The sequence below is a fragment of the Streptomyces sp. NPDC006393 genome (genome assembly GCF_040628575.1).
In the GTDB taxonomy this organism is placed as follows: Bacteria; Actinomycetota; Actinomycetes; order Streptomycetales; family Streptomycetaceae; genus Streptomyces.
The window spans coordinates 12,164-35,368 of the sequence record NZ_JBEXZD010000009.1; the positions used below are offsets into that span (position 1 = coordinate 12,164).

Here is a 23,205-nt window from a genome sequence, read left to right on the forward strand (position 1 = left end):
CGGCGCGTGAGGACCGCCCGCAAGGCCCGCGGTCGCGTCACTTCGCGCGGCGGGCCACCGTGAAGTGGTCGATCCGGTCACCGGTCTCGGCGATGCCCTGGACCTTCAGGGTGGTGTAGTGGCCCTTCGGCGCGGGCGTGACGTCCACGCGCAGGAAGGAGTAGTTGAGGTAGCGCACCCGGGACCAGGCGACCGTCTCGTTCTGCTTGCCGTCCTTGAGGTTGACGAAGGAGGCGACGGAGTCGGTCTCGTGCTCGTGCCCCTCGTAGGAGTCGGGCGCGCTGAACGCGTACAGGCTGCGGCCCGCGGCGCCCGCCGTGACGTACACCACGCCCTCGCTCTCGGGGTAGGCGGTGCCGCCGATCGGGAGCTTCTTGCTGACGGCGTTGCCCTTGATGACGTCGGTGCGCTCGTACTGGTGGTTGTGGCCGTTGATGACGAGGTCGACGTCGTACTTCTCGAACAGCGGCACCCACTCCTGCCGCACACCCCCCTCCGAGGCGTGCGCCGTGGAGGTGCAGTACGCGCAGTGGTGGAAGAACACGATGACGAAGTCGATGTCCCGCGCGGCCCGGAACCTCTTCAGCTGGGCCTCGAACCACTTGGTCTGGGTGCCGCCGGAGATGCCGAGGTTGGCCGGGATCTCGAAGGAGACGTCGTTGGGGTCGAGCGAGATGATCGCCGTGTTGCCGTAGACGAAGGAGTAGACGCCGGGCAGGTTCTTCTTGTCGGGCCCGTTGTCGGGGAGCGTGAAGCGGGCCTCCTCGCCGCCGTAGCCGTTGGGCGAGTACCAGGCCTCCATGTCGTGGTTGCCGTAGCTGACCATCCACGGGACGGACTTGGCGACCGACTCGGTCTGGGCGAGGAACTGGTCCCAGGTGCGCGAGTCGAAGACGGTGTCGGAGGTCTTGCCCTGGCCGGCCGGGTCGCCGTAGGCGATGTCGCCGGCGTGCAGGTGGAAGGCCGGGTTCTGGCCGAGGATCAGGCTGTCGTTGGCCAGGGCGTGGTAGCTCACGCCCTGGTCGCCGAAGGCCGTGAAGGTGAACGGCCGCTTGTGGTCGGGGGCGGTGGTGAAGGTGCCGAGGGTGCCCAGCAGGTGCGGCTCGGCCGGGTCGAAGCCCTGGTGGCCGACGCCGTAGTAGTACGTCTGGCCCGGGCGCAGGTGGGTCAGCTTGGCGTGCACGTAGTACTGCGTGTGGTCGCCGCTCGCGCCGACGCCGGCGGGGGTGTAGAGGGTGCGGACCTCGGCCTCGATCCTGCGGGAGAGGTCCCAGGGGTGGGCGCCGATCCGGACGAAGGGCTTCTTCACGGCGACCGGGACCTGCCAGGAGATCGTCATCTCGGTGCGCGCGTCGTTGCCGTAGGCGAGGTGGCGCCCGAAGGGGGCTACGAGGGAGCCGTCGACCGTCTCGGTGGCCGGGGCGGTGGCCTGCGTCGGGACGGCGGCCTGGGCGGCGGCACCCGGTACGAACGCGCCACCCACGACGGCGCCCAGGGTGACGGCACCGCCTCTGATCATCGTGCGCCGCGAGAACCTCGAGCGCAGGTACTCGTGCTGTTCGGCCATGCTCATGCGCTCGGCGAGCTTCTCGGGTACACCCATGCGTGGAATATCCATGGTGTCTGAAACTGCTTCACGCGTGCGACAGGACGCGGGACGCCGGGTGGACAGTGGGCGAACAGCGATTCATCAGCATCTAAAGCTGACCCTGCCCGAAATCGGGCAAGATTGTTGCGAAAGCATCTCCCGTACTCCAGGATCTACCGGGTGCACGACGAACTCGTTGATCATCTGACGCGCTCCACGCCCCTGAACCGGGGCGAGGCGCTGCGGGTGGTCCAGGACGTGCTCGCCTACTTCGACGAGACGACCGAGGAGTTCGTCCGTCGCCGCCACCGCGAGATGCAGGCCCAGGGCCTGGTGAACGCGGAGATCTTCGAACGGATCGGGGCGGAACTGAAGTACCGCGCGGTGGCGCCGCCGGAGCTCTCGCTGCGGCAGCTGCGGCGGATCGTCTACGGCTGACCATCGCCGCCGGGCCGACAGTGACATCAACTCGGGGACAAAAGGGACTTATATGTGCGGAATCGTCGGATACATCGGCAAGCGTGACGTCGCCCCGCTGCTCCTGGAGGGCCTTCAGCGCCTGGAGTACCGCGGCTACGACTCGGCGGGCATCGTCGTCACCTCGCCGAAGGCGGCCGGCCTGAAGATGGTCAAGGCCAAGGGCCGGGTCCGCGACCTGGAGGCCAAGGTCCCGGCGCGCTTCAAGGGCACCACCGGTATCGCCCACACCCGCTGGGCCACCCACGGCGCCCCGTCCGACGTGAACGCCCACCCGCACATGTCGGCCGACGACAAGGTCGCCGTCGTGCACAACGGCATCATCGACAACGCCGCCGACCTGCGCCGCAAGCTGGAGGCGGACGGCGTCGAGTTCCTCTCCGAGACCGACACCGAGGTCCTCGTCCACCTCATCGCCCGCTCCGAGGCGGAGACGCTGGAGGAGAAGGTCCGCGCCGCCCTCCGCCTGGTCGAGGGGACGTACGGCATCGCGGTCATGCACGCCGACTTCTCCGACCGCATCGTGGTGGCCCGCAACGGCTCCCCGGTGGTGCTCGGCATCGGCGAGAAGGAGATGTTCGTCGCCTCCGACATCGCCGCGCTGGTCACCCACACCCGGCAGATAGTCACCCTCGACGACGGCGAGATGGCCACCCTGAAGGCCGACGACTTCCGCACGTACACCACCGAGGGCACCCGGACGACCGCCGAGCCGACCACCGTGGAGTGGGAGGCCGCCTCCTACGACATGGGCGTCCACGACACCTACATGCACAAGGAGATCCACGAGCAGGCCGAGGCCGTGGACCGGGTCCTGCGCGGCCGGATCGACGACCGGTTCGCCACCGTGCACCTGGGCGGCATCAACCTCGACGCCCGTGAGGCGCGCGCGGTGCGCCGGGTGAAGATCCTCGGCTGCGGCACCTCCTACCACGCCGGCATGATCGGCGCCCAGATGATCGAGGAGCTGGCCCGGATCCCCGCCGACGCCGAGCCGGCCTCCGAGTTCCGCTACCGCGACGCGGTCGTGGACCCCGACACGCTGTACATCGCGGTCTCCCAGTCGGGTGAGACCTACGACGTGCTGGCGGCCGTTCAGGAGCTCAAGCGCAAGGGCGCGCGGGTCCTCGGTGTCGTCAACGTGGTGGGTTCGGCGATCGCCCGCGAGGCGGACGGCGGCATCTACGTGCACGCCGGTCCCGAGGTGTGCGTGGTCTCCACCAAGTGCTTCACCAACACCTGCGTCGCCTTCGCGCTGCTCGCGCTGCACCTGGGCCGGATCCGCGACCTGTCGGTGCGCGACGGCAAGCGGATCATCGAGGGGCTGCGCAAGCTGCCCGAGCAGATCTCCGAGATCATGAAGCAGGAGGAGGAGATCGAGGAGCTGGCGAAGGGCTACGCCGACGCCCGTTCCATGCTCTTCATCGGGCGCGTCCGGGGTTACCCGGTGGCCCGTGAGGCCTCCCTGAAGCTCAAGGAGGTCTCCTACATCCACGCCGAGGCGTACCCGGCCTCCGAGCTCAAGCACGGCCCGCTGGCGCTGATCGAGCCCGCGCTGCCGACGGTGGCGATCGTGCCGGACGACGACCTGCTGGAGAAGAACCGCGCGGCCCTGGAGGAGATCAAGGCCCGCAGCGGCAAGATCCTCGCCGTGGCCCACCAGGAGCAGGAGAAGGCCGACCAGACGATCGTCGTGCCCAAGAACGAGGACGAGCTGGACCCGATCCTCATGGGCATCCCGCTGCAACTCCTCGCCTACCACACGGCGTTGGCGCTGGGCCGGGACATCGACAAGCCGCGGAACCTGGCCAAGTCGGTGACGGTGGAGTAGGCACCGCCCTCGCGGCCGACACCGGCCGGACGTGAACGACCCCCTGTGTGCCACCAGCACAGGGGGTCGCTCTCTTCAGGGGCCGGGGCCCGCCCAGAACCCCGGCCCGACGGCTGCTCAGCCGGTGGCCGTCACACCTCGGCCGGCAGCGCGTCGCGAAAGGGCCGTCGGCCAGTGCGCGAGGGCCGCGGTCGCCGCGTACCAGGCGACCGCCCCGGCCGCCACGGCGAACCAGCCGCCCGCCTTCGCCAGGCTGGAGTTGTCGGCGAAGCGCGCCACGGCGAGCAGGAGCAAGGAGACGAAGAACAGCCCGTAGGTGGCCTGGGTGAGCTGGTCGCCGCCCGCGAGGGTGAGCGAGAGGACCACGGCGGCGAACAGGGCCAGGAACAGGCCCGAGCCGTTGGCCGAGATTTGGTTGCCCGAGGAGAGCGCCCAGGTGAACCAGAGGGCTCCGAGGGCGGTGTAGGCCGTGCCGGAGGCACTGTCGTGGTCGCGGAAGGCCAGCAGCCCGACGAGGAACAGGGCTACACCGCCGACATAGTGAGCGATGGTCACGGCGTCGTCCGCCGTCACGGAGTGGATGACCCTCGTGTACCCGAGGCCGAAGGCCAACAGGGTGACGAACAGGGCGAGTCGGCCGGCGATCGTGGTGGTGGTGCTTCCCGCAGAGACGTCGTTGGCCACGGCGGGCTCCCTTCATTCCTGTGCAGTTGTGCGGTGACCGATATATGCCCTTCACAAGGGCACAAACACCTTCTACGCGCGAGTAGCTTGGGCGGTCGTCACACTGATGTGCCAGGTCACGAAAGGGATTTGGGACCGTTACGGGATGACAACGACGGGCCGCTGGGCCCGCTTGGCGAGCCGGCCGGCGACCGAGCCGAAGAGGCGTCCCACGATGCCGTGCGAGGAGCCGACGACGATCGCGTCCGCCTCGTACTCCTTGCCGACCTCCTCGAGTTCGTGGCAGATGTCGCCGCCGCGCTCCACCAGGATCCAGGGCACCTCGGCGAGGTACTCCGCGCACGCGAGCTCGAGGCCGAGGACCTCGGTGCGGTGGTCGGGGACGTCCACGAAGACCGGGGGTTCACAGCCCGCCCACACCGTGGTGGGCAGCCGGTTGGCCACATGCACGATGATCAGCCCGGACCGGGTGCGATGGGCCATCCCGATCGCGTAGGCGAGGGCGCGTTCACTGGAGTTCGATCCGTCGAAGCCGACGACGACGCCGTGCTTGAACGCCGGATCGCAGGGATGGCGTGACTCCTGCTCCGCCAGGGGATCGACCGACGCGGGGTCGGCGACCGGCCGCTTGCGGTCCGCGGGTTCGAAGAATTCGTGACCGGCCATGGCTGTCTCGGCGATGTGATCCTTTGTCGGGGACGACAGTCTGTGGCGAATGCTGTGTCCGGGAATCGTCTTCCCGTCCCCATACCCCCAAGGGTACGGCGGCACTCCTCCTTAGCCCAGATCCCGCGCACTCTCCGTGGCGGTTCCCCGGAGCATGCACGACGGGCGCCCGTAACGCAATGGTTGCTGCCCCGTACAGGCGGTTTGCCCGTGATTCACTCCCCGCGACCGCCCGGTCACGCCCCTTCGCGAGGCCCCTCCGGACCCCGTCCGGTGCCGCACAGTGACCGACCCCTCGAACACGCGTTGAACCCGGTGATCCATCTCCACAGGGAGCACCGCAGGGAGCCCACCGTGTCCGCACCTCACCCCGCCCCCGGCCGGCCCCGGTCGCCACGCCCCGCCCCGGTCGCGGCCGGGGGCGCCGGCGGGGCGGGCCACGGCGACCTCGCACAGGCCGCGGCCGGCGGGGCCGGGGACGCCGCGGCCGGCCGCGTCCGGGATCCCGCGGGCGGCCGCGTCGGGGACCCCGCGGACGGCGGCCGTGCCGCCGGCACCTCCCGCGGGCGGGTGGGGGACAGCGTGGGCGATGTGGTTCGGTGGGGCGTCTTCAGCTGCGCGCTCGTGCCGGTGGTGCTGGTCTGGTACGGCACCTCGCCGGCCGGGGCCACCGGGACCGCGCTGGGACTGGCGGCCGTGACCGGAGCCTGCCGCGTGCTGTTGAGACAGTCGGAGCGCGGGGCGGCCCGGCTGCGCGCGGAGGAGCGAGTCCCGCACCGCGGCCGGCATCAGCGGACGGGCACGGGGGCCCACCGGGGCGGCCGTCGTCCCGGGGGAACGACTCCGGTCGTCTGACCGGTTTCCGCGCACGCGCCCGTATCTTTTCAGCCAACTTCTCGGACTCGTGCATCACTCGCCCGAGGTACCCCCCAACCCCCGTTCGACCTGCACCGAAAGGGTCTCGGCGACCCTTCGCACCCTATGTGGATTGGCCACTGCGACGAGGCGCACTTCCCTGCACGCCCCGCGAGTGCAACGCTTCGTGATCGAATGCTTCACGCCAAGTTGCCATGTCGACAATGTGCCGGGTGTCGAACTGGTCACCGCGGCACGGCGGGACGCAGTAGATTCGATCTTGACGGTACTTACGGCGGGGGACTCGTGCAGGACCGAGGGGAAACGTGCAGGAGCGACACAACCGAGGAGCCGCGACCACCGAGGGGGGCTTAGCAGTATGAGCCACGACTCCACTGCCGCGCCGGAAACCGCGGCCCGGAAGCTTTCCGGGCGACGCCGCAAGGAGATCGTCGCGGTGCTGCTGTTCAGCGGCGGCCCCATCTTCGAGAGTTCCATACCGCTTTCGGTGTTCGGGATCGACCGCCAGGACGCCGGAGTGCCGCGCTACCGCCTGCTGGTGGCGGCCGGCGAGGACGGCCCGCTGCGGACCACAGGGGGCCTGGAACTCACCGCGCCGCATGGCCTGGAGGCGATCTCGCGGGCGGGCACGGTCGTCGTGCCGGCCTGGCGGTCGATCACCTCTCCGCCGCCGGAGGAGGCGCTCGACGCGCTGCGCCGGGCGCACGAGGAGGGCGCCCGCATCGTCGGCCTGTGCACCGGGGCGTTCGTCCTGGCCGCGGCCGGCCTGCTGGACGGCCGCCCGGCGACGACCCACTGGATGTACGCGCCGACGCTGGCCAAGCGCTACCCGTCGGTGCACGTCGATCCCAGAGAGCTGTTCGTCGACGACGGCGACGTGCTGACGTCGGCGGGCACGGCGGCCGGAATCGACCTGTGCCTGCACATCGTGCGCACGGACCACGGCAACGAGGCGGCCGGCGCGCTGGCGCGCCGCCTGGTGGTCCCGCCGCGCCGCAGCGGCGGTCAGGAGCGCTACCTGGACAGGTCTTTACCGGAGGAGATCGGCGCCGACCCGCTCGCCGAGGTCGTCGCCTGGGCGCTGGAGCACCTCCACGAACAGTTCGACGTGGAGACGCTGGCGGCCCGTGCGTACATGAGCCGTCGTACGTTCGACCGCCGCTTCCGCTCGCTCACCGGGAGCGCGCCGCTGCAGTGGCTGATCACCCAGCGGGTGCTCCAGGCGCAGCGCCTGCTGGAGACGTCGGACTACTCGGTGGACGAGGTGGCGGGCCGCTGCGGCTTCCGCTCCCCCGTCGCGCTGCGCGGTCACTTCCGCCGGCAGCTGGGGTCGTCCCCGGCCGCGTACCGGGCGGCGTACCGGGCGCGCAGGCCGCAGGGCGAGCGGCCCGGGGACGGCGAGACGGGTCCGGCGGGACAGGTGCCGGGGCAGGGGACGGGACCGGCGAACGTGACCGGCCCCACGGGCGTGGGGGCCGCGGCGGCCCCGGCCGGCCCGGTCGGCGTCCCGCAGCCCTCGGGCCCCGCGCCGTCGTCCCTGCACACCGAGGGTTCGCTGCCGCACCAGGCCGCCCGCAGGGCGCCCGCCGCGCTGTCGGCGAGCCTGCCGGGACAGCGCGGCGGCGCCTGAGCGGCGGCTGCCGGGACGGCTGGGGACGGGGTGGACAGGCGCCGGCGCGCCTGCCCGCCCCGTCCCCGTCCCCGCACGGTCGGCTCAGCCCGCGGCGGAGCGCCGTAAGGTGAGACACATGAACGATCGCATGGTGTGGATCGACTGCGAGATGACCGGCCTCTCGCTGTCCGACGACGCGCTCATCGAGGTGGCCGCCCTCGTCACCGACTCCGAGCTGAACGTGCTCGGCGAGGGGATCGACATCGTCATCCGCCCGCCGGACGCGGCGCTGGAGACGATGCCGGAGGTGGTGCGTCAGATGCACACCGCGTCCGGCCTGCTCACCGAACTGGCCGGGGGCACGACGCTCAAGGACGCCGAGGAGCAGGTCCTGGCCTACGTCCGCGAGTACGTGAAGGAGCCCGGCAAGGCGCCGCTGTGCGGGAACTCGGTGGGCACCGACCGCGGCTTCCTGCTGCGCGACATGCCGACGCTGGAGGGCTATCTGCACTACCGGATCGTCGACGTCTCCTCCATCAAGGAGCTGGCCCGCCGCTGGTACCCGAAGGCGTACTTCAACAGCCCGGAGAAGAACGGCAACCACCGCGCCCTCGCCGACATCCGCGAGTCCATCGCGGAGCTGCGCTACTACCGCGAGGCCGTCTTCGTGCCGCAGCCCGGCCCCGACTCCGAGACCGCCAAGACGATCGCCGCGAAGTACGTCATGCCTGCTCAGCACGGATGACACAGGGCTGACCGGGTCCCGCGAAGGGGCGCCGCGAAACCCGTGCGCGAGCACCCCTTCGGACCCTGTACACTTTTTCTCGGCCGGTCGGGGAACGACGAAAGTCAACCGCCGCCGGTCATGGTGGGTGTAGCTCAGCTGGTAGAGCACCTGGTTGTGGTCCAGGATGTCGCGGGTTCGAGTCCCGTCACTCACCCTGAGTAGTCAGCCGGTGACCTCTTCGACGCACGTCGAGGTCACCGGCTGATTCGTTTTCCGGCAGGCCGACGCACCGGCCCGGCGGGGCGCCGGCGCCGGGGCCTCACGACGAGGTGCGGATCACCAGTTCCGTGGGGAGCACCGCGTGACGGCGCTCCGGGCCGCCGGGGGCCGGAGGGCGGCGGTCGGCGATCTCCGTCAGGAGCAGGTCGATCATCGCCCGGCCCATCTCCTCGATGGGCTGCCGGACGCTGGTCAGCGGCGGGTCCATGTGGCGGGCGATGGCCGAGTCGTCGTAGCCGACCAGGGCCACGTCGTCCGGTATGCGGCGGCCCCGCTCGCGCAGTACCTGGCGGGCGCCGGCCGCCGTCACGTCCGAGCCGGCGAAGACCGCGTCCACGTCCGGTGCGCGCTCCAGCAGGCGGGTCATCGCGCGACGGCCGCCCTCCTCGGTGAAGTCGCCCGGCTCGATGAGGAGTTCGTCCACCGTGAGGCCCGCCTCCCGCAGGGCGTCCCGGTATCCGTCGACGCGCCGCTGGGCGCCGTAGACGTCCATGCGGCCGGTGATGTGGGCGACACGGCGCCGACCGCGCTCCAGCAGGTGCTCCACGGCCGAGCGCGCGCCGCCGTAGTTGTCGGAGTCCACCGAGGTCAGCGTCTCCGCCGCCGAACGCGGGCCGCTGATCACCGCCGGGATCTCCAGCTGGGCCACCAGGTCGGGCAGCGGGTCGTCCGCGTGCACCGACACCAGCAGCACCCCGTCCACGCGGTGCGCGGCCAGGTACTGGGCCAGCCGGCGCCGCTCGCGGTCACCGCCCGCGAAGATCAGCACCAGCTGCATCTCGGTGTCGGTCAGTTCGGCGCCGACGCCGCGCAGCATGTCGGAGAAGTACGGCTCCGCGAAGAACCGGGTCTCCGGCTCCGGCACGACCAGCGCGATCGCGTCCGTGCGGTTGGCGGCCAGGGCCCGCGCGGCGGTGTTGGGGACGTAGCCGAGTTCCGCGACCGCCGCCTGAACCGCGGCCCGGGTCGCGTCGCTGACCCGTGGCGAGCCGTTGATCACCCGGGACACGGTGCCGCGGCCCACACCGGCCCGGGCAGCGACCTCCTCCAGGGTCGGCCGCCGGACGCCCCGGCTCCGCCCTCCGTTGACCGCCATAGTCGCCGCCTTCCGTTCGCAGCCGTCAGGCCAGGAATGTAACAGTAGGGACCTGTTCCGCTCCCGCCCCCATCGTCCCTCCCCCGCGCCACCGCGGGCCCCCACGCGCCTCGGACCGCGCGGGACCGCGACGGGGGCGCGGCCGCGGTGGCTGCCGCGCCCCTCGAACCCGACGGCCGGGTCAGCCCTGAGTTCCGCTCACCACGCGGTCGGCAGGGCGTGGTTGCGGATCACCCCGGCGTACCAGTGGGCGCTCGCCTTGGGGATACGGCGCTGGGTGGCGTAGTCGACGTAGACGGCGCCGAAGCGCTTCGAGTAGCCGTAGGACCACTCGAAGTTGTCCAGCAGCGACCACAGGAAGTACCCGCGCACGTCCGCCCCGTCGGCGACGGCGCGGCGCACGGCCTCGAGGTGGGCGTGCAGATAGGCGATCCGCTGCGGGTCGTTGACCCGGCCCTCGGGGGAGACGTAGTCGTCGAAGGCGGCGCCGTTCTCGGTGACCATCAGCGGCAGCTGCGGGTGCGAGGCCGCGAGGCCGGTCAGCAGGGTGTGCAGCCCGTCGGCGTCGATGGCCCAGTTCATCGCGGTCACATCGTCGTTGGCGAGGTGGAAGGCGATGTCGTCGCAGCCGGTCCACGGGGAGTGGTCGCTGGCGCCGTGGCCGTCGTTCTTGGTGGTGCCGGTTCCCTCGGTGGCGAGGGAGACCACGGTCGGCGAGTAGTAGTTGACGCCGAGCACGTCGATGGGCCGGGAGATCTCCGCCAGGTCGCCGTCGTGCACGAGCTGGTCCCAGTCGACGAGGTGCGCGGTGTCGGAGATCAGGTCCTCGGGGTAGACGCCGTCCAGGACGGGGCCGGTGAAGATCCGGTTGCCGACCGCGTCGATACGGCGCGCGGCCTCGGCGTCGGCCGCGCTGTCGGTCAGCGGGCGCACCTGGTGCAGGTTGAGGGTGAGGGAGGTCTGCGCGGTCGCCGGCAGCACGGAGCGCAGCGCGCCGACCGCCTGGCCGTGGGCGAGGTTGAGGTGGTGCGCGGCGCGCAGGGTGGCGGCCGGGTCGGTGCGGCCGGGCGCGTGCACGCCGGAGCCGTAGCCGAGGAAGGCGCTGCACCACGGTTCGTTGAGGGTGGTCCACACACCGACCCGGTCACCGAGGGCGCGGGCCATGATGTCGGCGTACTCGGCGAAACGGTGCGCGGTGTCGCGGTGCGGCCAGCCGCCGGCGTCCTCCAGCTCCTGGGGCAGGTCCCAGTGGTAGAGGGTGGCGACCGGCGTGATGCCCGCCTCCAGCAGCTCGTCGGTGAGCCTGCGGTAGAAGTCCAGGCCGCGCTCGACGGCGGGCCCGCGGCCGGTGGGCTGGACCCGGGACCAGGAGATGGAGAAGCGGTACGCCTTGAGGCCGAGGTCCTTCATCAGCGCGACGTCGTCGCGGTAGCGGTGGTAGTGGTCGGCGGCGATGTCACCGGTGTCACCGTTGCGCACCTTGCCCGGGGTGTGGCTGAAGGTGTCCCAGATGGAGGGGGTGCGGCCGTCCTCGGCGGCGGCACCCTCCACCTGGTAGGCGGCGGTGGCGGCACCCCAGACGAAGCCCGGCGGGAAGGAGGTGTCCGATGCCTGCTGGGCACTGGTCTCGGGTCGTACGGCGGTCATGGTGAGAACGCTCCCAAAGTGGCGTGAGAAGGGGACGGACGGTGGTCCGGCGGTGCGGGACGGCCGGTCGGCGCGTGCGGGTGGGTGCCGGGGGTGGGCGTGTGCGGTGGGACGAGTGGGGGGCGGTGGAGTGGGGGGCGGTGGAGTGGGGGGCACGGCGGCAGGTGGGGGGCAAGGTGGCGATCGCGGGTCGAGAAGGGCGGGTGGGGCAGGGGCGTGTGGACGCCCGGTCCGGTACGGCCCGCGTGCGGGGCGGGCCGGAGGTGCGGGTCGTACCGGACCGGGCCGTACGGGGGCGTACGCGTGGCGGGCGGTACGCGGCGGACGGCACACGACAGGCCGTACACGCGCCCGGCCTCGGCCGGCCCCGGCGGCATCAGCCCTTGACGGCGCCCGCCATGATCCCTCCGACGATCTGCTTGCCGAAGACGATGAAGACCACCAGCAGCGGCAGCGTGCTGATCAGCGCACCGGCCATGACGATGCTCTGGTCGGGCGTGTAGGAGGCGCTGAGCAGGCCGAGGGCGACCTGGATGGTGGGGTTCTCCTGGTTCAGCGCGAGGAACGGCCAGAAGAAGTCGTTCCAGGCCTGCACGAAGGTCAGCATGCCGAGCACCATCATCGCGGGCCGGGCCGCGGGCAGGACCACGTTCCAGACGATGCGGATGTTGCTCGCCCCGTCCACCTTGGCCGCCTCGATCAGCTCGTACGGCAGGGCCTCCAGCAGGTACTGGCGCATGAAGAAGACACCGAAGGCGCCGACCAGGGTCGGGAAGATCACCGACTCCAGGTGTCCGTTCCATCCGATGTCCGACATCAGCATGAACAGCGGGACGACGCTGAGCTGCGGCGGAATGGTCAGGGTGGCGATGACCGCGGTCATCAGCGCGCCACGGCCGCGGAAGCGCATCTTGGCGAAGGCGTAGCCGGCCAGGGTGCAGAAGAACAGGGTGGCGACGGTGATGGAGCCGGCCACGATGACGCTGTTGACGATGGCCTTGCCCAGGTTGGCCTGGTCCCAGGCCGCCTGGAGGTTGCTCCACAGCCTGCCGCCCGGAATCAGCGGCGGCGGGCTGTCCAGGACCCGCTGCTGGTCGTGGGAGGCGGCCACCAGCGTCCAGTACAGCGGGAAGATCGAGCCCAGGCCGACGACGACGAGCGCGATGTAGGTGAACGGGCCGGCCTTGAGCTGCTGGCCGGCGCCCATCTTGAAACGGCCGCGGCCCTTGTTCGCGTGGGCGGCGTGCCTCGCCGGAGGAAGGGCCGGCGCGGCGGTCTTGGTGGGACTGGTCGTGGTCATGGATATCGCTCCCGTCAGGCCGCGCTCTTGCGCACGAACCGGCCGACGATCCAGTTGATCAGGGCGATCAGCAGCAGCAGGACGAGCATCGCCCAGGCCACGGCCGCGGCCGGGCCCAGATGCCCGAGCTTCCAGCCGTAGTTGAAGAGGTAGATGCTGAGCGTCTCGTACTGGTGGTCGCTGCCGCCGACGGAGCCGAGGGTGCCGCCCTGCAACAGCAGGGGCTCACCGAACAGCTGCATGGAACCGATCGTCGAGATGACGATGGTGAACAGGATCGTCGGGCGGAGCGAGGGAATGGTCACCTTGCGGAACTGCTGCCAGCGCGAGGCGCCGTCGATCGAGGCCGCCTCGTACAGGTCGCTGGGCACCGCCTGCATGGCGGCGAGATAGATCAGGGCGTTGTAGCCGGTCCACCGCCAGATCACGATGACCGAGATGGCGATCTTCGACGTCCAGTGCCCGTTGCCCCAGTCGGTGTCGCTGGGGGCGCCGAAGAAGTGCAGCACCCAGTTGAGGATGCCGCCGTCGGCCCGGAAGACCAGGGCGAAGACCAGGGCCGCGGTGGCCACCGAGGTGGCGTACGGGGTGAGGATGACCGTCCGCCAGAACGTGCTGGCGCGCAGCCGGTAGTTGAGCAGGTGGGCCAGGCCGAGGGCCACGAGCAGCTGCGGGACGGTGGAGATGACGCCGATGACGAACGTGTTGGAGACCGCCGTCCAGAACTCGGAGTCCTGGAGGATCTTGGCGAAGTTGTCGAAGCCGACCCACTCGGACTGGTTCAGGCTCGTCATCTCCACCCGGTGCAGTGCGATCCAGCCGGTGTAGAGGAGGGGGTAGAGCCCGAAGGCGCCGAACACGAGGAAGAAGGGGGCGATATAGGCGTACGGCGACGCCATGTCGTCGAAGCGCCACAGTCGGCTACGCCACGTGGCGCGTTTGTCCGGCGCGGCGCCGGAGCCGCCGGGGGGCGGGGTGTACGCACCCCGTGTGGGGGTTGTGGTTGCCACGGAGGGAGTCCTTCCCTGGAGGTTTGGGCCGGTTACGGGGCGGGAGGCACGTGCAGGGGCCGGGGCGCCCGTCCCGCCGCTCCCTGCGCGGATCGGCCGCGGTGCCGAGTGCGGATCGTCCGCTGTACGCGGGGCGGATCGTCCGCTGTGCCGAGTGGTCCGCGCCGCGGCCTGACGTGCGTGCGGGGCCGGGCCCGGCCGCCGGACACGGGGTCCGGCCGGCCGGGCACCGGCCTTGGGGCCTGATGCCTGCCTGTCCGGTGGTTCCCGCCGGGCGCGGCGGGCCCGGCGGGAACCGCCGGACAGGCTGTGGTCCTGCTGAGCGTGGTCGTGCCGGAACAGGATCCCGTCGTTCGTGGTCCCGTGCCCGTGCCGGCCCCGCTCGACGGCCTCGCGCCCGCGGCGGGAGCCGTCGTACGGCTCCGCGCGCGGGCGCGGTGCGGGCGGCCGGAGGGTCCGCCCGCACCCCGGGAGGTCGTCAGCCGATCGCCTTGTCGATCGTCTCGGTCGCGTCCTTCCAGGCCTTGTCGGGCTTGGTGCCCCGCTGCTCCATGTTGTTGATCTGGGTGGAGATGGTGTCCTTGATCACGCCGTCCTTCGGGCCGAGCACGGCCTCGGGGATGGACTTCGCCTCGTCGGCGTAGATCTGGCCGATCGGGGCGTCGCTGAAGTACGGGAGCTTGGCGGTCTTCACGCTGGCCAGCTCGTAGGCGCCCTTGTTGGACGGGAAGACACCGACCGCCTTGAACACGGCGGCCTGCTGCTCCGGAGCGGTCAGCCACTTGACCAGCTCGATGGCTTCCTTGACGTGCTTGCCGCTCTTGGGCACGGCGAGGAAGGAGCCGCCCCAGTTGGCCGCGGCGGTGCCGGGGGCGCGGGTGATGTCCCACTTGCCCTTGTAGGCGTCACCGGACTCCGTCGAGATCTGGGCGGCCATCCAGGCCGGGCACACCATGGAGGCGATCTTGCCCTTGCGCAGCGCCGCCTTCCACGGGTCCTGGAACTGGGCCAGGCCCCCGCTCAGCTTCTTCGACGCGGCCTCGGCGGCCAGGTTCCAGCCCTGCTTGACGGACTCGCTGTCCTTGTAGACCGCCTTGCCGTCGGCGTCGTAGTACTGCTGGTCGGAGGAGCTGACGACCGCGTTGTACATGGCGCTCGCGGAGTCCATGAAGAAGGTGCCGGAGGGCGCCTTCTGCTTGTACTGCTCACCGAGCTGGAGGTAGTCCTCCCAGCCGCCCGCGACCGCCTTCGCCACGGCGTCACGGTCGGAGGGCAGACCCGCCTGCTTGAAGAGGTCCTTGCGGTAGCACAGGGACATCGGGCCTATGTCGGTGCCGGCGCCGATCACCGTGCCGTCCTTCGCGGTGGCCTGCTTCTCCTTCCAGGAGACCCAGTCGCCCACGTTGATGGACTTGCTCAGGTCGGCGAACTTGCCCGCCTGGGTGTCGACGACCTCCTTGATGCGGCCGACTTCGATGCCCGTGACGTCGGCCAGGCCGCTGTTCGCGTTCAGCTGCTGAAGCAGCTTCGGGTAGTAGACCTGCTCGTCGGAGGTGGTGTCCTCCTTGACCGTGATGTTCGGGTGCAGCTTGTGGTACTGGTCGAACAGGCCGGCTTCCTTGTAGCCGAACTGACCGAAGTCGGCCAGTTTGAGCGTGATGTTCCCGTTGGAATCCGAGGCGTTCGAATCGTCGCCGTCGTCGCTGCTGCAACCGGTCAGCAGAAGGGCCGAGGCCGTCAGGACCGTCGTGGTCACGGCCGCTGCTCTGCGACCGCGGCCACCGCCGGTACGGGTGATGCGCATTCCACTACTCCTTGTTCCAGTGGGGAACGGGGACCTCAGGAATCCGACCGCCGAGGTACGACGGTCCGGACCTGCCCTCTCGGATCGAGCAGCGGCCAGCCCACAGCACTCGGCGTGCGGTGAAAAGGTGCTGGTCAACGGTGTGGCAATGGGTACAGAGGGAAGGGCCGTTGGTGGTTTTCGTCCACACGGGAGAGAGCCCCGGTCACCCGTGGGACCGCTCCCACGCGGCATGTCCGGAAGACTCCTTGCTGCCGGGCCAGGTGTCAAGAGTTGAAAACGGCGTTGTTGCGCAAGCGTGTTCCGCGCGTCACGTGAATGTGTCGCATGACGGGGCGTAACCACCCGGTCATCGGCCCGCCTCACGCACGATTCACGCAGGTCACCGGCGGGTTGGCCGCGGAAGCGGCGGCTGAGCGCAGGGTGCCGGGGCGGTGGCCGGATTTTTCTGGGCCAGAATGAAGCGGCCCCCCAGGAAACACCGGAAGGTGAACGATGACCGCTGCCGAACTGCCGCAGCCGCACAGGACCGCGGACGTCCGGCGCCCCACCCTGAACGCCGTCGCCGCCCGCGCCGGGGTCGGCCGCGGCACGGTCTCCCGGGTGATCAACGGCTCGCCCAAGGTCAGCGCCCGTTCCCGGGCGGCCGTGGAGCAGGCGATCGCCGAACTCGGCTACGTCCCCAACCGCGCGGCCCGCTCCCTGGTCACCCGCCGCACCGACTCGGTGGCCCTGGTCGTCCCCGACGCCGAGACCCGGCTCTTCTCCGAGCCGTACTTCTCGGAGATCATCCGGGGGGTCTCCGCCGGACTCGCCGGTGCCGGGATGCAGTTGCTGCTGGTGCTGGCGCGGGACGCGACCGAGTACGCCCGGCTCGCAACCTACCTGTCCGCACAGCGGGTGGACGGGGTGCTGATGATGGCGGTCCACAGCGACGACACGCTGCCCGACCGGCTGGAGGAACTCGCCGTGCCGACCGTGCTGGCCGGACGGCGCAGCGCCGCCGAACCGCTCGGGCACGTCCGCGCGGACAACGCGGGCGGCGCCCGGGTCGCGGTCGAGCACCTTCTGGCGGGCGGCCGCCGGGCCATCGGCACGATCACGGGACCGCTGGACATGGACGTGGCCCGGGCCCGGCTCGACGGCTACCGCGAGGCGCTCCGGGACGCGCGCCTCACCGCCGACGAGGACCTGATCGCGCCCGGTGACTTCACGGAGGAGGGCGGGCGCGCGGCCATGCGCGAACTCCTGCGCCGGCGCCCCGGTCTCGACGCCGTCTTCGCCGCCTCCGACGTGATGGCCTCGGGCGCGGTGCTGGAACTGCGCGCCGCGGGCCTGCGGGTGCCCCACGACGTCGCCGTCGTCGGCTTCGACGACTCGATCGTGGCCCGCCACGTCGACCCCCCGCTGACCAGCGTCCGCCAGCCGCTCCAGGAGATGGGTCGCACCATGGCCGGCCTCCTGCTCGACGAGATCACCCACCGCGGCACCGGCCACCGCGAAGTGATCCTCCCGACGGAACTGGTGGTACGGGAGTCGGCGTAGGGGGGTCGGAGGGAGTCGGGCGATGACTGAGGGGCGGTCCGGCGGGGCTTCGGGGGAACTCGGGCAGCCCGGCGGGGCTGAGGGGCGGTCCGGCGGGGCTTGGTGGGGGCTCGGGGGCAGCCCGGCGAGGCGGGGCTGGGCGGGGCTTGGCAGGGGCTGGGCGGGAGCTCGGGGGGCAGCCCGGGAGCTCGGGGGGCAGCCCGACGGGGCTGGGCGGGAGCTCGGGGGGCGACCGGGGGCCCGGCGACAGCTTGGCGCGGGCCTCCGCCGGTCCAGCAGGGCCGCCCCGTCCATCCGGGCCCGGAGGTCTGCCGGATCGTCCGGGCCCCCGAGCCGTGCGGTCCGCCGGGCCGACTCAGCGGCTGCCTGCCGAAGACTCGGCGGATCCACCCGCCCGTCCACCCGCCATTGCGGCCCGCAGGCGTGCCTGACCGTGCGCGCCGCCGGTGCGCCCGGCCGGCCGGGCCGGCTCGGCGGCGGCTTGGCGGACCCGCCCGGTGCGACCGTTCGCAGGTCCGCCGGACCGGGCGCACCGCCGAGCCGGCTGAGCGGAGGCTTCCGGTCCGGACGTCCTCGTGACACCCCCCTGTTGGCGTGGGAGCGCTCCCATGCATAATGGGGCCCACTCGACTCGTGGGAGCGATTCCATGCCCGAACCGATGACCGTGTCCTTCCCTCCCGCCTTCCTCTGGGGCGCGGCGACATCCGCGTACCAGATCGAGGGCGCGGTGCGGGAGGACGGCCGTACCCCCTCGATCTGGGACACCTTCAGCCATACGCCCGGCAGGACGGCCGGCGGCGACACCGGAGACGTCGCCGTCGACCACTACCACCGCTACCGCGACGACGTGGCCCTGATGGCGGAGCTGGGGCTGAACGCCTACCGTTTCTCGGTCTCCTGGCCGCGGGTGCAGCCCACCGGCCGGGGCCCCGCCGTGCAGGTGGGCCTGGACTTCTACCGCCGGCTGGTCGACGAGCTGCTGTCCCACGGGATCAAGCCGGCGCTCACTCTCTACCACTGGGACCTGCCGCAGGAGCTGGAGGACGCGGGCGGCTGGCCCGAGCGGGAGACCGCGCTGCGCTTCGCGGAGTACGCGCAGCTCGTCGGCGAGGCGCTCGGCGACCGCGTCGAGCAGTGGATCACGCTCAACGAGCCGTGGTGCAGCGCCTTCCTGGGCTACGGCTCCGGGGTGCACGCGCCGGGCCGGACCGAGCCGCAGGCCGCGCTGCGCGCGGCCCACCACCTGAACCTGGGGCACGGGCTGGCCACGCAGGCGCTGCGCTCGGTGCTGCCCGCCCGCGCCTCGGTCGCCGTCAGCCTCAACTCCCAGGTGATCCGGCCGCTGTCGCAGGACCCGGCGGACCTCGCGGCGGCGCAGCGGATCGACGACCTGGCCAACGGCGTCTTCCACGGCCCGATGCTGCAAGGGGCGTACCCGGCCACGCTGCTGGAGGCCACCTCGTCGGTCACCGACTGGTCGTTCGTCCTGGACAAGGACCTCGCGGACATCAGGCAGCCGTTGGACGCGCTCGGCCTCAACTACTACACGCCGGCGCTGGTCTCCTCGCCCGAGAGGGCGCCCGAGGGCCCCCGCGCGGACGGGCACGGCGCGAGCGAGCACTCGCCGTGGCCGGGCTCGGCGGACGTGGCGTTCCACCAGACGCCGGGCGACCGCACGGAGATGGGCTGGACGATCGACCCGGACGGGCTGCACGAGCTGATCATGCGCTACAGCCGTCTGGCGCCGGGGGTGCCGCTGTACGTCACGGAGAACGGCGCGGCCTACCCCGACAAGGTGGAGGGCGACGGCCGCGTGCACGACCCGGAGCGCATCGCCTACCTGCACGCCCACCTCGCGACGGTCCACCGCGCCCTCGCGGACGGCGCGGACGTACGCGGCTACTACCTGTGGTCCCTGATGGACAACTTCGAGTGGGCCTACGGCTACGCCAAGCGGTTCGGCGCGGTCTACGTCGACTACGAGACCCTCGAGCGGACCCCGAAGTCCAGCGCCCACTGGTACGGGAAGGCGGCCCGCAGCGGGCAGCTTCCGCCGGTGGACGCTCTCTGACCGGGCGGGGCACCGAAGGAACACCGGGGGTGGCGCCAAGGGCCAAGGGAAGACCGCGGGTAAGGGGAGGAACCCGCCGACGGGGGCACCTGCGGGGGCGCGGCACGCGGAAGCACTAGGGGAGTGCCGCGCCCCACGGGGGGCGTGCCCGGTCGCGTGCCTGTCTGGCACGCGGCCGGGCACGACCGGCACGGGCGGGCGCGATCAGTTGAAGGCGCCGAACGCCTTGGAGAAGGCGAACGGGTCCTGGGCGATGGAGCTGCACGTGGCGTCGGCGGTCGGCTTGGTGCCGCCGGAGCACTGCTTGTCGCGGGTGGCGGACCACATGGACAGCCAGCCGAGCCCCTTGGACTTGGCGAAGCTCACCAGCTGGGTGGCGTCGTCGACCTTGAAGACCTCCGAGGAGACGTCGTTGACGCCGATCATCGGGGTGACGGCGACCGCCTTCCAGGCGGCGCTGTCGGACAGGCCGAGGACGCTCTTGATCTGGGCCTGGGTGGCGGTGGCGGCCTGTTCGGCGTAGGTGCCCATGTCGCCGCTGTAGGAGGCGCCGTAGTCCATCGCCATGATGTTGACGGTGGAGATCTTCACGCCGTTGGACTTGGCGTTCGCCAGCAGGTTCACGCCGTCCTGGGTCAGGCCCTCGGGCATGACGGGCAGGGTGAAGGAGACGTCCAGGCCCGGGTGCTGCTGCTGGAGCTTGGCGATGGCCTGGGCGCGGCGGGTGTTGGCGGCCGTGTTGGGCAGCGCGCCGCCCTCGACGTCGAAGTCGACCTTGGTGAGCTTGAACTGGTCGACGGCCTTGCCGTACGCCGCCGCCAGCGCGTCCGCCGAGGAACAGGTGGTGGCCAGCTCCGAGCCGGAGGCGCCGCCGAAGGACACGCGCACGTCGCCACCCTTGGCGCGCAGCGCGCCGATCTGGGACGCCACGCCGTCGCTGCCGAGGTCGGTGACGCCGCCCCACTTCGGGTTGCAGCCGCCGCCGTCGGTGACGAAGGCGAGGTTGTAGTTCTTCACTCCGGTCGTGTCCGCGCTCTTCAGCAGGTCGAAGGCCGGGTAGAGGGAGGTGTCGACGTAGGGCGCGAACCCGGCGGAGGTGGTGGTGCCGGTGCCGGTGCTCTGGGACGGGGTGGGGGTCGGCGTCGGTGTGGAGCTCTTGGTGGGAGTGGGCGTCGGCGTGGGCGTCGCGGACTGGGTGGGCCGGCCGCTGGGTTCGGGGGTGGCGCCGTCGTCGGCGGAGCACGCGGTGTCGTCGATACGGCAACCGGTGGGGTCGCCGGTGCCGTTGACGACGAATCCGACGGTGACCGACTTGCCCGGGGCGAGCCCGGCGGTGTCCCACTTGGCGGGCTTCACGGTGACGTGCTGTCCGCTGACACCGGCCTCACCGTTCCACAGCGAGCCGAGCTTCGCGCCCGCCGGCAGGTCGAACTCCAGCGTCCAGTCCTTCTCGGTCTGACCGCTGTTGTTGGTGACGACGTACTGCGCGGTGTAGCCGGTCGACCAGTCGCTGGTCCTGGTGTACGCGGCCCCGACCCCGGCCGCCTGCGCGGTGGCGGTGAACAGGAGCGCGCCGCCACCGACCGCGGCGGCCGCCACCAGACCGCCTATCGCCTTGTTCCTGCCACTGATCCTGCGCCGGTGCGTGCTCATGCGCGTGCCTGCCTTCGCTGTTCACTGGGGGGTGGGGTGCGGCAGCACGCTAGCGGCCCCGAAAGGGACGAACCGCTTGATCCGGGCGGCGGTCGAGGATCTTAGGGTGCGCTTAAGGAAGGGATCGGGGACGGTTAAAGGTGGAGACCAGCCTGCGCGACCGGCGTCTTCGTACGGCCCCCCGGCGCGCCCTGCCCGCCGGCCCGCGTCCGGCCGACTGGAACCAGATACGCACCTCGGTCCCGCCCAGCACGGAGGCGCCGATCCGCACGTCCCCGCCGGTGGACTCCGCCAGGCGCCGGACGATGTCCAGGCCGAGCCCGGTGGATCCGTCGTTCCCGGATCCGCTTCCGCGCAGCATGGCCTCCTCCGGGTCGGGTATGCCGGGGCCCGCGTCGGAGACGAGCACGATCACGGCGTCGTCGCCGTTGTGCACGTCGACCGCGAAGGCCGTGCCCTCGGGGGTGTGCCGGAACACGTTGCCGAGCAGGGCGTCCAGTGCGGCGGCGAGGTCGGCGCGGGCCACGGGTGTGCGCACCGGCCGGTCGACCCCGGCCACACGCCACTTGCGTCCCTCGTCCTCGGCCAGCGCGGACCAGAACTCCATCCGCTCCCGCACCACCTCGGCCGCGTCGCAGCCCGCGCCCGGACCGGCGGCCGCCGTCTGCGGCTTGGCGTCGCGGGCGGTGCGGATGATGGTGTCCACCTCGCGCTCCAGCTGGGCGACCGCGGCCCGGGTCTGCTCGGCGGCCGGCCCCTCGCCGAGGGAGGCTGCGTTCAGCCGCAGCACGGTCAGGGGGGTGCGCAGCCGGTGGGACAGGTCGGCCGCCAGCTCCCGCTCGTTCGCGAGGAGTTGGACGACCTGGTCGGCCATGGAGTTGAACGCGACCGCCGCGAGCCGCAGTTCGGTCGGTCCCTCCTCGGGCACCCGGGCGCCCAGCTGTCCCTCCCCCAGTTCGTGCGCGCCCTCGACGAGCCGCTGCGCGGGCCGCACCATCCGCACGCCGAGCCGGTCGGCGACGGCCACCGAGCCGACGACGAGCGCGGCACCGACGCCGGCGAGCACCGCCCAGGCCGTGCCGACGCCGTTGGTGACCTCGGCCTCGGGGACGTAGACCTCGACGACCGCGATGGCGCCGGAGCTGAGCGCGACCGGCTGGAGCAGGGTGGATCCGCCGGGCACCTCGGTGGTGGAGGCGCGGCCCATCCTCCGCACGGTGGCGATGTCCGCGTCGGCGGCGTGACGGCGGCCGATGTCGACGGCCGGCTTGCCGTCGGCCGCCGGTATGTGCACGGCCATCTGCGCGGCCGAGCCGGCCGAGGCGACGACCCGCTCCAGCTGGTCGCGCTCGGTGGTGATGGACAGCGCGGGCGCGACGGCCGCGGCCTGGCGCTCGGCGTTGGAAAAGGCGCGGTCGCGGGCCATCTCCTTGATGACCAGCCCCAGCGGGACCGCGAAGGCGACCACGACCATCGTGGTGACCGCCAGACAGACCTTGACCAGTGCCCATCTCATCGCGCCGGCTCCGCTCCGGGCGGCTCCAGCTTGACGCCCACGCCCCGCAGCGTGTGCAGATAGCGGGGCCGGGCGGCGGTCTCGCCCAGCTTCCGCCGCAGCCAGGACAGATGCACGTCGATGGTCTGGTCGTCGCCGTACGACTGCTGCCACACCTCGGCCAGCAACTCCTTGCGCGGGACGACCACGCCGGGCCGCCGGGCCAGGAAGGCGAGCAGGTCGAACTCGCGCCGGGTGAGGTCCAGTCGGGCGCCGTCCAGCTCGGCCTGGCGGCGCAGCGGGTCGACGGTCAGGCCGCCGACGCTCAGCACGGTGGACGGCGCGGCCTCGACGGAGCCGGAGCGGGCCCGGCGCAGCACGGCGGCCATCCGCGCCGACAGGTGCTCGACGGAGAACGGCTTGGTCAGGTAGTCGTCCGCCCCGGCGTTGAGCAGCCGGACGATCTCCGCCTCGTCGTCGCGGGCGGTGGCGATGATGACGGGGACGTCGGTGATACCGCGCAGCATCTTCAGCGCCTCGGAGCCGTCCAGATCGGGCAGTCCGAGGTCCAGGACGACCACGTCGAAGCGGATATGGGCGACCTCGCGCAGCGCCTCCAGTGCCGTGCCGACGCTGCGCACGGTGTGCGAGGCGTCGGTCAGGTGCCGGATGAGCGCCGAGCGTACGAACTGGTCGTCCTCGACCACGAGCACACTTGCCATGCGCCGCACCGTACGCCATGCGGACGGATCCGGTGCGGGCCTGTGGACAACTCCGCACCGCTCCCGACGACCTGTGGACGAGCCGGGCGAACTCCTGTGGACAAGCTCACTCCGAGCGTCC

At 71.6% G+C, this 23,205-nt stretch carries 18 protein-coding genes and 1 tRNA gene; 8 read left to right on the top strand and 11 right to left on the bottom strand.

Translation table 11 applies throughout. The features are described 5' to 3' along the window. Positions 1–37: 37 nt before the first annotated feature. The gene (locus ABZ484_RS06570; RefSeq protein ID WP_358864767.1) at positions 38–1,603 is read right to left on the bottom strand and encodes a metallophosphoesterase family protein; all 1,566 of its coding nucleotides are present in this window, start codon (positions 1,601–1,603) and stop codon (positions 38–40) included. 165 nt (positions 1,604–1,768) lie between these two features. Between ABZ484_RS06570 and ABZ484_RS06575 the strand changes: the two genes are divergently transcribed. Together ABZ484_RS06575 and glmS are read left to right on the top strand one after the other, a co-directional pair. After that, positions 1,769–2,026: a hypothetical protein gene (locus ABZ484_RS06575; protein WP_030170818.1), complete on the top strand. Its 258-nt coding sequence runs from the start codon at positions 1,769–1,771 to the stop codon at positions 2,024–2,026. 52 nt (positions 2,027–2,078) lie between these two features. Further along, positions 2,079–3,896 (top strand): glutamine--fructose-6-phosphate transaminase (isomerizing), encoded by a 1,818-nt coding sequence (glmS, locus tag ABZ484_RS06580; RefSeq protein ID WP_358864768.1) that lies wholly within the window; start codon positions 2,079–2,081, stop codon positions 3,894–3,896. A gap of 117 nt (positions 3,897–4,013) precedes the next feature. Here glmS and ABZ484_RS06585 read toward each other — a convergent pair whose 3' ends face one another. After that, a complete protein-coding gene (locus tag ABZ484_RS06585; protein WP_358864769.1) occupies positions 4,014–4,580 on the bottom strand; it encodes a GPR1/FUN34/YaaH family transporter in 567 nt (188 codons plus the stop codon). A 138-nt stretch (positions 4,581–4,718) separates the two neighbouring features. Further along, positions 4,719–5,246 (bottom strand): universal stress protein, encoded by a 528-nt coding sequence (locus tag ABZ484_RS06590; RefSeq protein ID WP_030170811.1) that lies wholly within the window; start codon positions 5,244–5,246, stop codon positions 4,719–4,721. A gap of 570 nt (positions 5,247–5,816) precedes the next feature. Between ABZ484_RS06590 and ABZ484_RS06595 the strand changes: the two genes are divergently transcribed. From ABZ484_RS06595 to ABZ484_RS06610, 4 genes are all read left to right on the top strand, one after another. Beyond that, positions 5,817–6,101, top strand: coding sequence for a hypothetical protein (locus ABZ484_RS06595; protein WP_358864857.1), 285 nt, complete (start codon positions 5,817–5,819; stop codon positions 6,099–6,101). 379 nt (positions 6,102–6,480) lie between these two features. Further along, entirely contained in the window at positions 6,481–7,752 is a 1,272-nt protein-coding gene (locus tag ABZ484_RS06600) for a helix-turn-helix domain-containing protein (RefSeq protein ID WP_358864770.1), read from the top strand. 118 nt (positions 7,753–7,870) lie between these two features. Next, positions 7,871–8,479 carry an oligoribonuclease gene (gene orn / locus ABZ484_RS06605; RefSeq protein ID WP_358864771.1) on the top strand — a complete coding sequence of 203 codons (609 nt, stop codon included), beginning with the start codon at positions 7,871–7,873 and terminating at the stop codon, positions 8,477–8,479. Between the two features lie 123 nt (positions 8,480–8,602). Beyond that, a tRNA-His gene (locus ABZ484_RS06610) sits at positions 8,603–8,675 on the top strand. Between the two features lie 105 nt (positions 8,676–8,780). Here the strand turns inward: ABZ484_RS06610 and ABZ484_RS06615 are convergent. From ABZ484_RS06615 to ABZ484_RS06635, 5 genes are all read right to left on the bottom strand, one after another. Then, entirely contained in the window at positions 8,781–9,836 is a 1,056-nt protein-coding gene (locus ABZ484_RS06615; protein ID WP_358864772.1) for a LacI family DNA-binding transcriptional regulator, read from the bottom strand. 198 nt (positions 9,837–10,034) lie between these two features. Further along, complete coding sequence (locus tag ABZ484_RS06620; protein ID WP_358864773.1) at positions 10,035–11,483, bottom strand: GH1 family beta-glucosidase; 1,449 nt, start codon at positions 11,481–11,483, stop codon at positions 10,035–10,037. A gap of 376 nt (positions 11,484–11,859) precedes the next feature. Further along, a complete protein-coding gene (locus tag ABZ484_RS06625; protein ID WP_358864774.1) occupies positions 11,860–12,783 on the bottom strand; it encodes a carbohydrate ABC transporter permease in 924 nt (307 codons plus the stop codon). A 14-nt stretch (positions 12,784–12,797) separates the two neighbouring features. Continuing rightward, a complete protein-coding gene (locus ABZ484_RS06630) occupies positions 12,798–13,793 on the bottom strand; it encodes a sugar ABC transporter permease (RefSeq protein WP_358864775.1) in 996 nt (331 codons plus the stop codon). A gap of 478 nt (positions 13,794–14,271) precedes the next feature. Next, the gene (locus ABZ484_RS06635; RefSeq protein ID WP_358864776.1) at positions 14,272–15,597 is read right to left on the bottom strand and encodes an extracellular solute-binding protein; all 1,326 of its coding nucleotides are present in this window, start codon (positions 15,595–15,597) and stop codon (positions 14,272–14,274) included. A gap of 495 nt (positions 15,598–16,092) precedes the next feature. Between ABZ484_RS06635 and ABZ484_RS06640 the strand changes: the two genes are divergently transcribed. Together ABZ484_RS06640 and ABZ484_RS06645 are read left to right on the top strand one after the other, a co-directional pair. Continuing rightward, positions 16,093–17,142, top strand: a complete 1,050-nt coding sequence (locus ABZ484_RS06640; RefSeq protein WP_358864777.1) for a LacI family DNA-binding transcriptional regulator — start codon at positions 16,093–16,095, stop codon at positions 17,140–17,142. A 647-nt stretch (positions 17,143–17,789) separates the two neighbouring features. Beyond that, positions 17,790–19,214, top strand: a complete 1,425-nt coding sequence (locus tag ABZ484_RS06645) for a GH1 family beta-glucosidase (protein WP_358864778.1) — start codon at positions 17,790–17,792, stop codon at positions 19,212–19,214. A gap of 204 nt (positions 19,215–19,418) precedes the next feature. Here ABZ484_RS06645 and ABZ484_RS06650 read toward each other — a convergent pair whose 3' ends face one another. The 3 genes from ABZ484_RS06650 to ABZ484_RS06660 all read right to left on the bottom strand — a co-directional run bounded on the left by ABZ484_RS06650 (position 19,419) and on the right by ABZ484_RS06660 (position 23,084). Beyond that, a complete protein-coding gene (locus tag ABZ484_RS06650; protein ID WP_358864779.1) occupies positions 19,419–20,867 on the bottom strand; it encodes a cellulose binding domain-containing protein in 1,449 nt (482 codons plus the stop codon). A 112-nt stretch (positions 20,868–20,979) separates the two neighbouring features. Then, complete coding sequence (locus ABZ484_RS06655; protein WP_358864780.1) at positions 20,980–22,383, bottom strand: HAMP domain-containing sensor histidine kinase; 1,404 nt, start codon at positions 22,381–22,383, stop codon at positions 20,980–20,982. Continuing rightward, the gene (locus ABZ484_RS06660; RefSeq protein WP_358864781.1) at positions 22,380–23,084 is read right to left on the bottom strand and encodes a response regulator transcription factor; all 705 of its coding nucleotides are present in this window, start codon (positions 23,082–23,084) and stop codon (positions 22,380–22,382) included. Before ABZ484_RS06660 ends, ABZ484_RS06655 begins: the two co-directional genes overlap by 4 nt. Between the last annotated feature and the right edge of the window lie 121 nt (positions 23,085–23,205).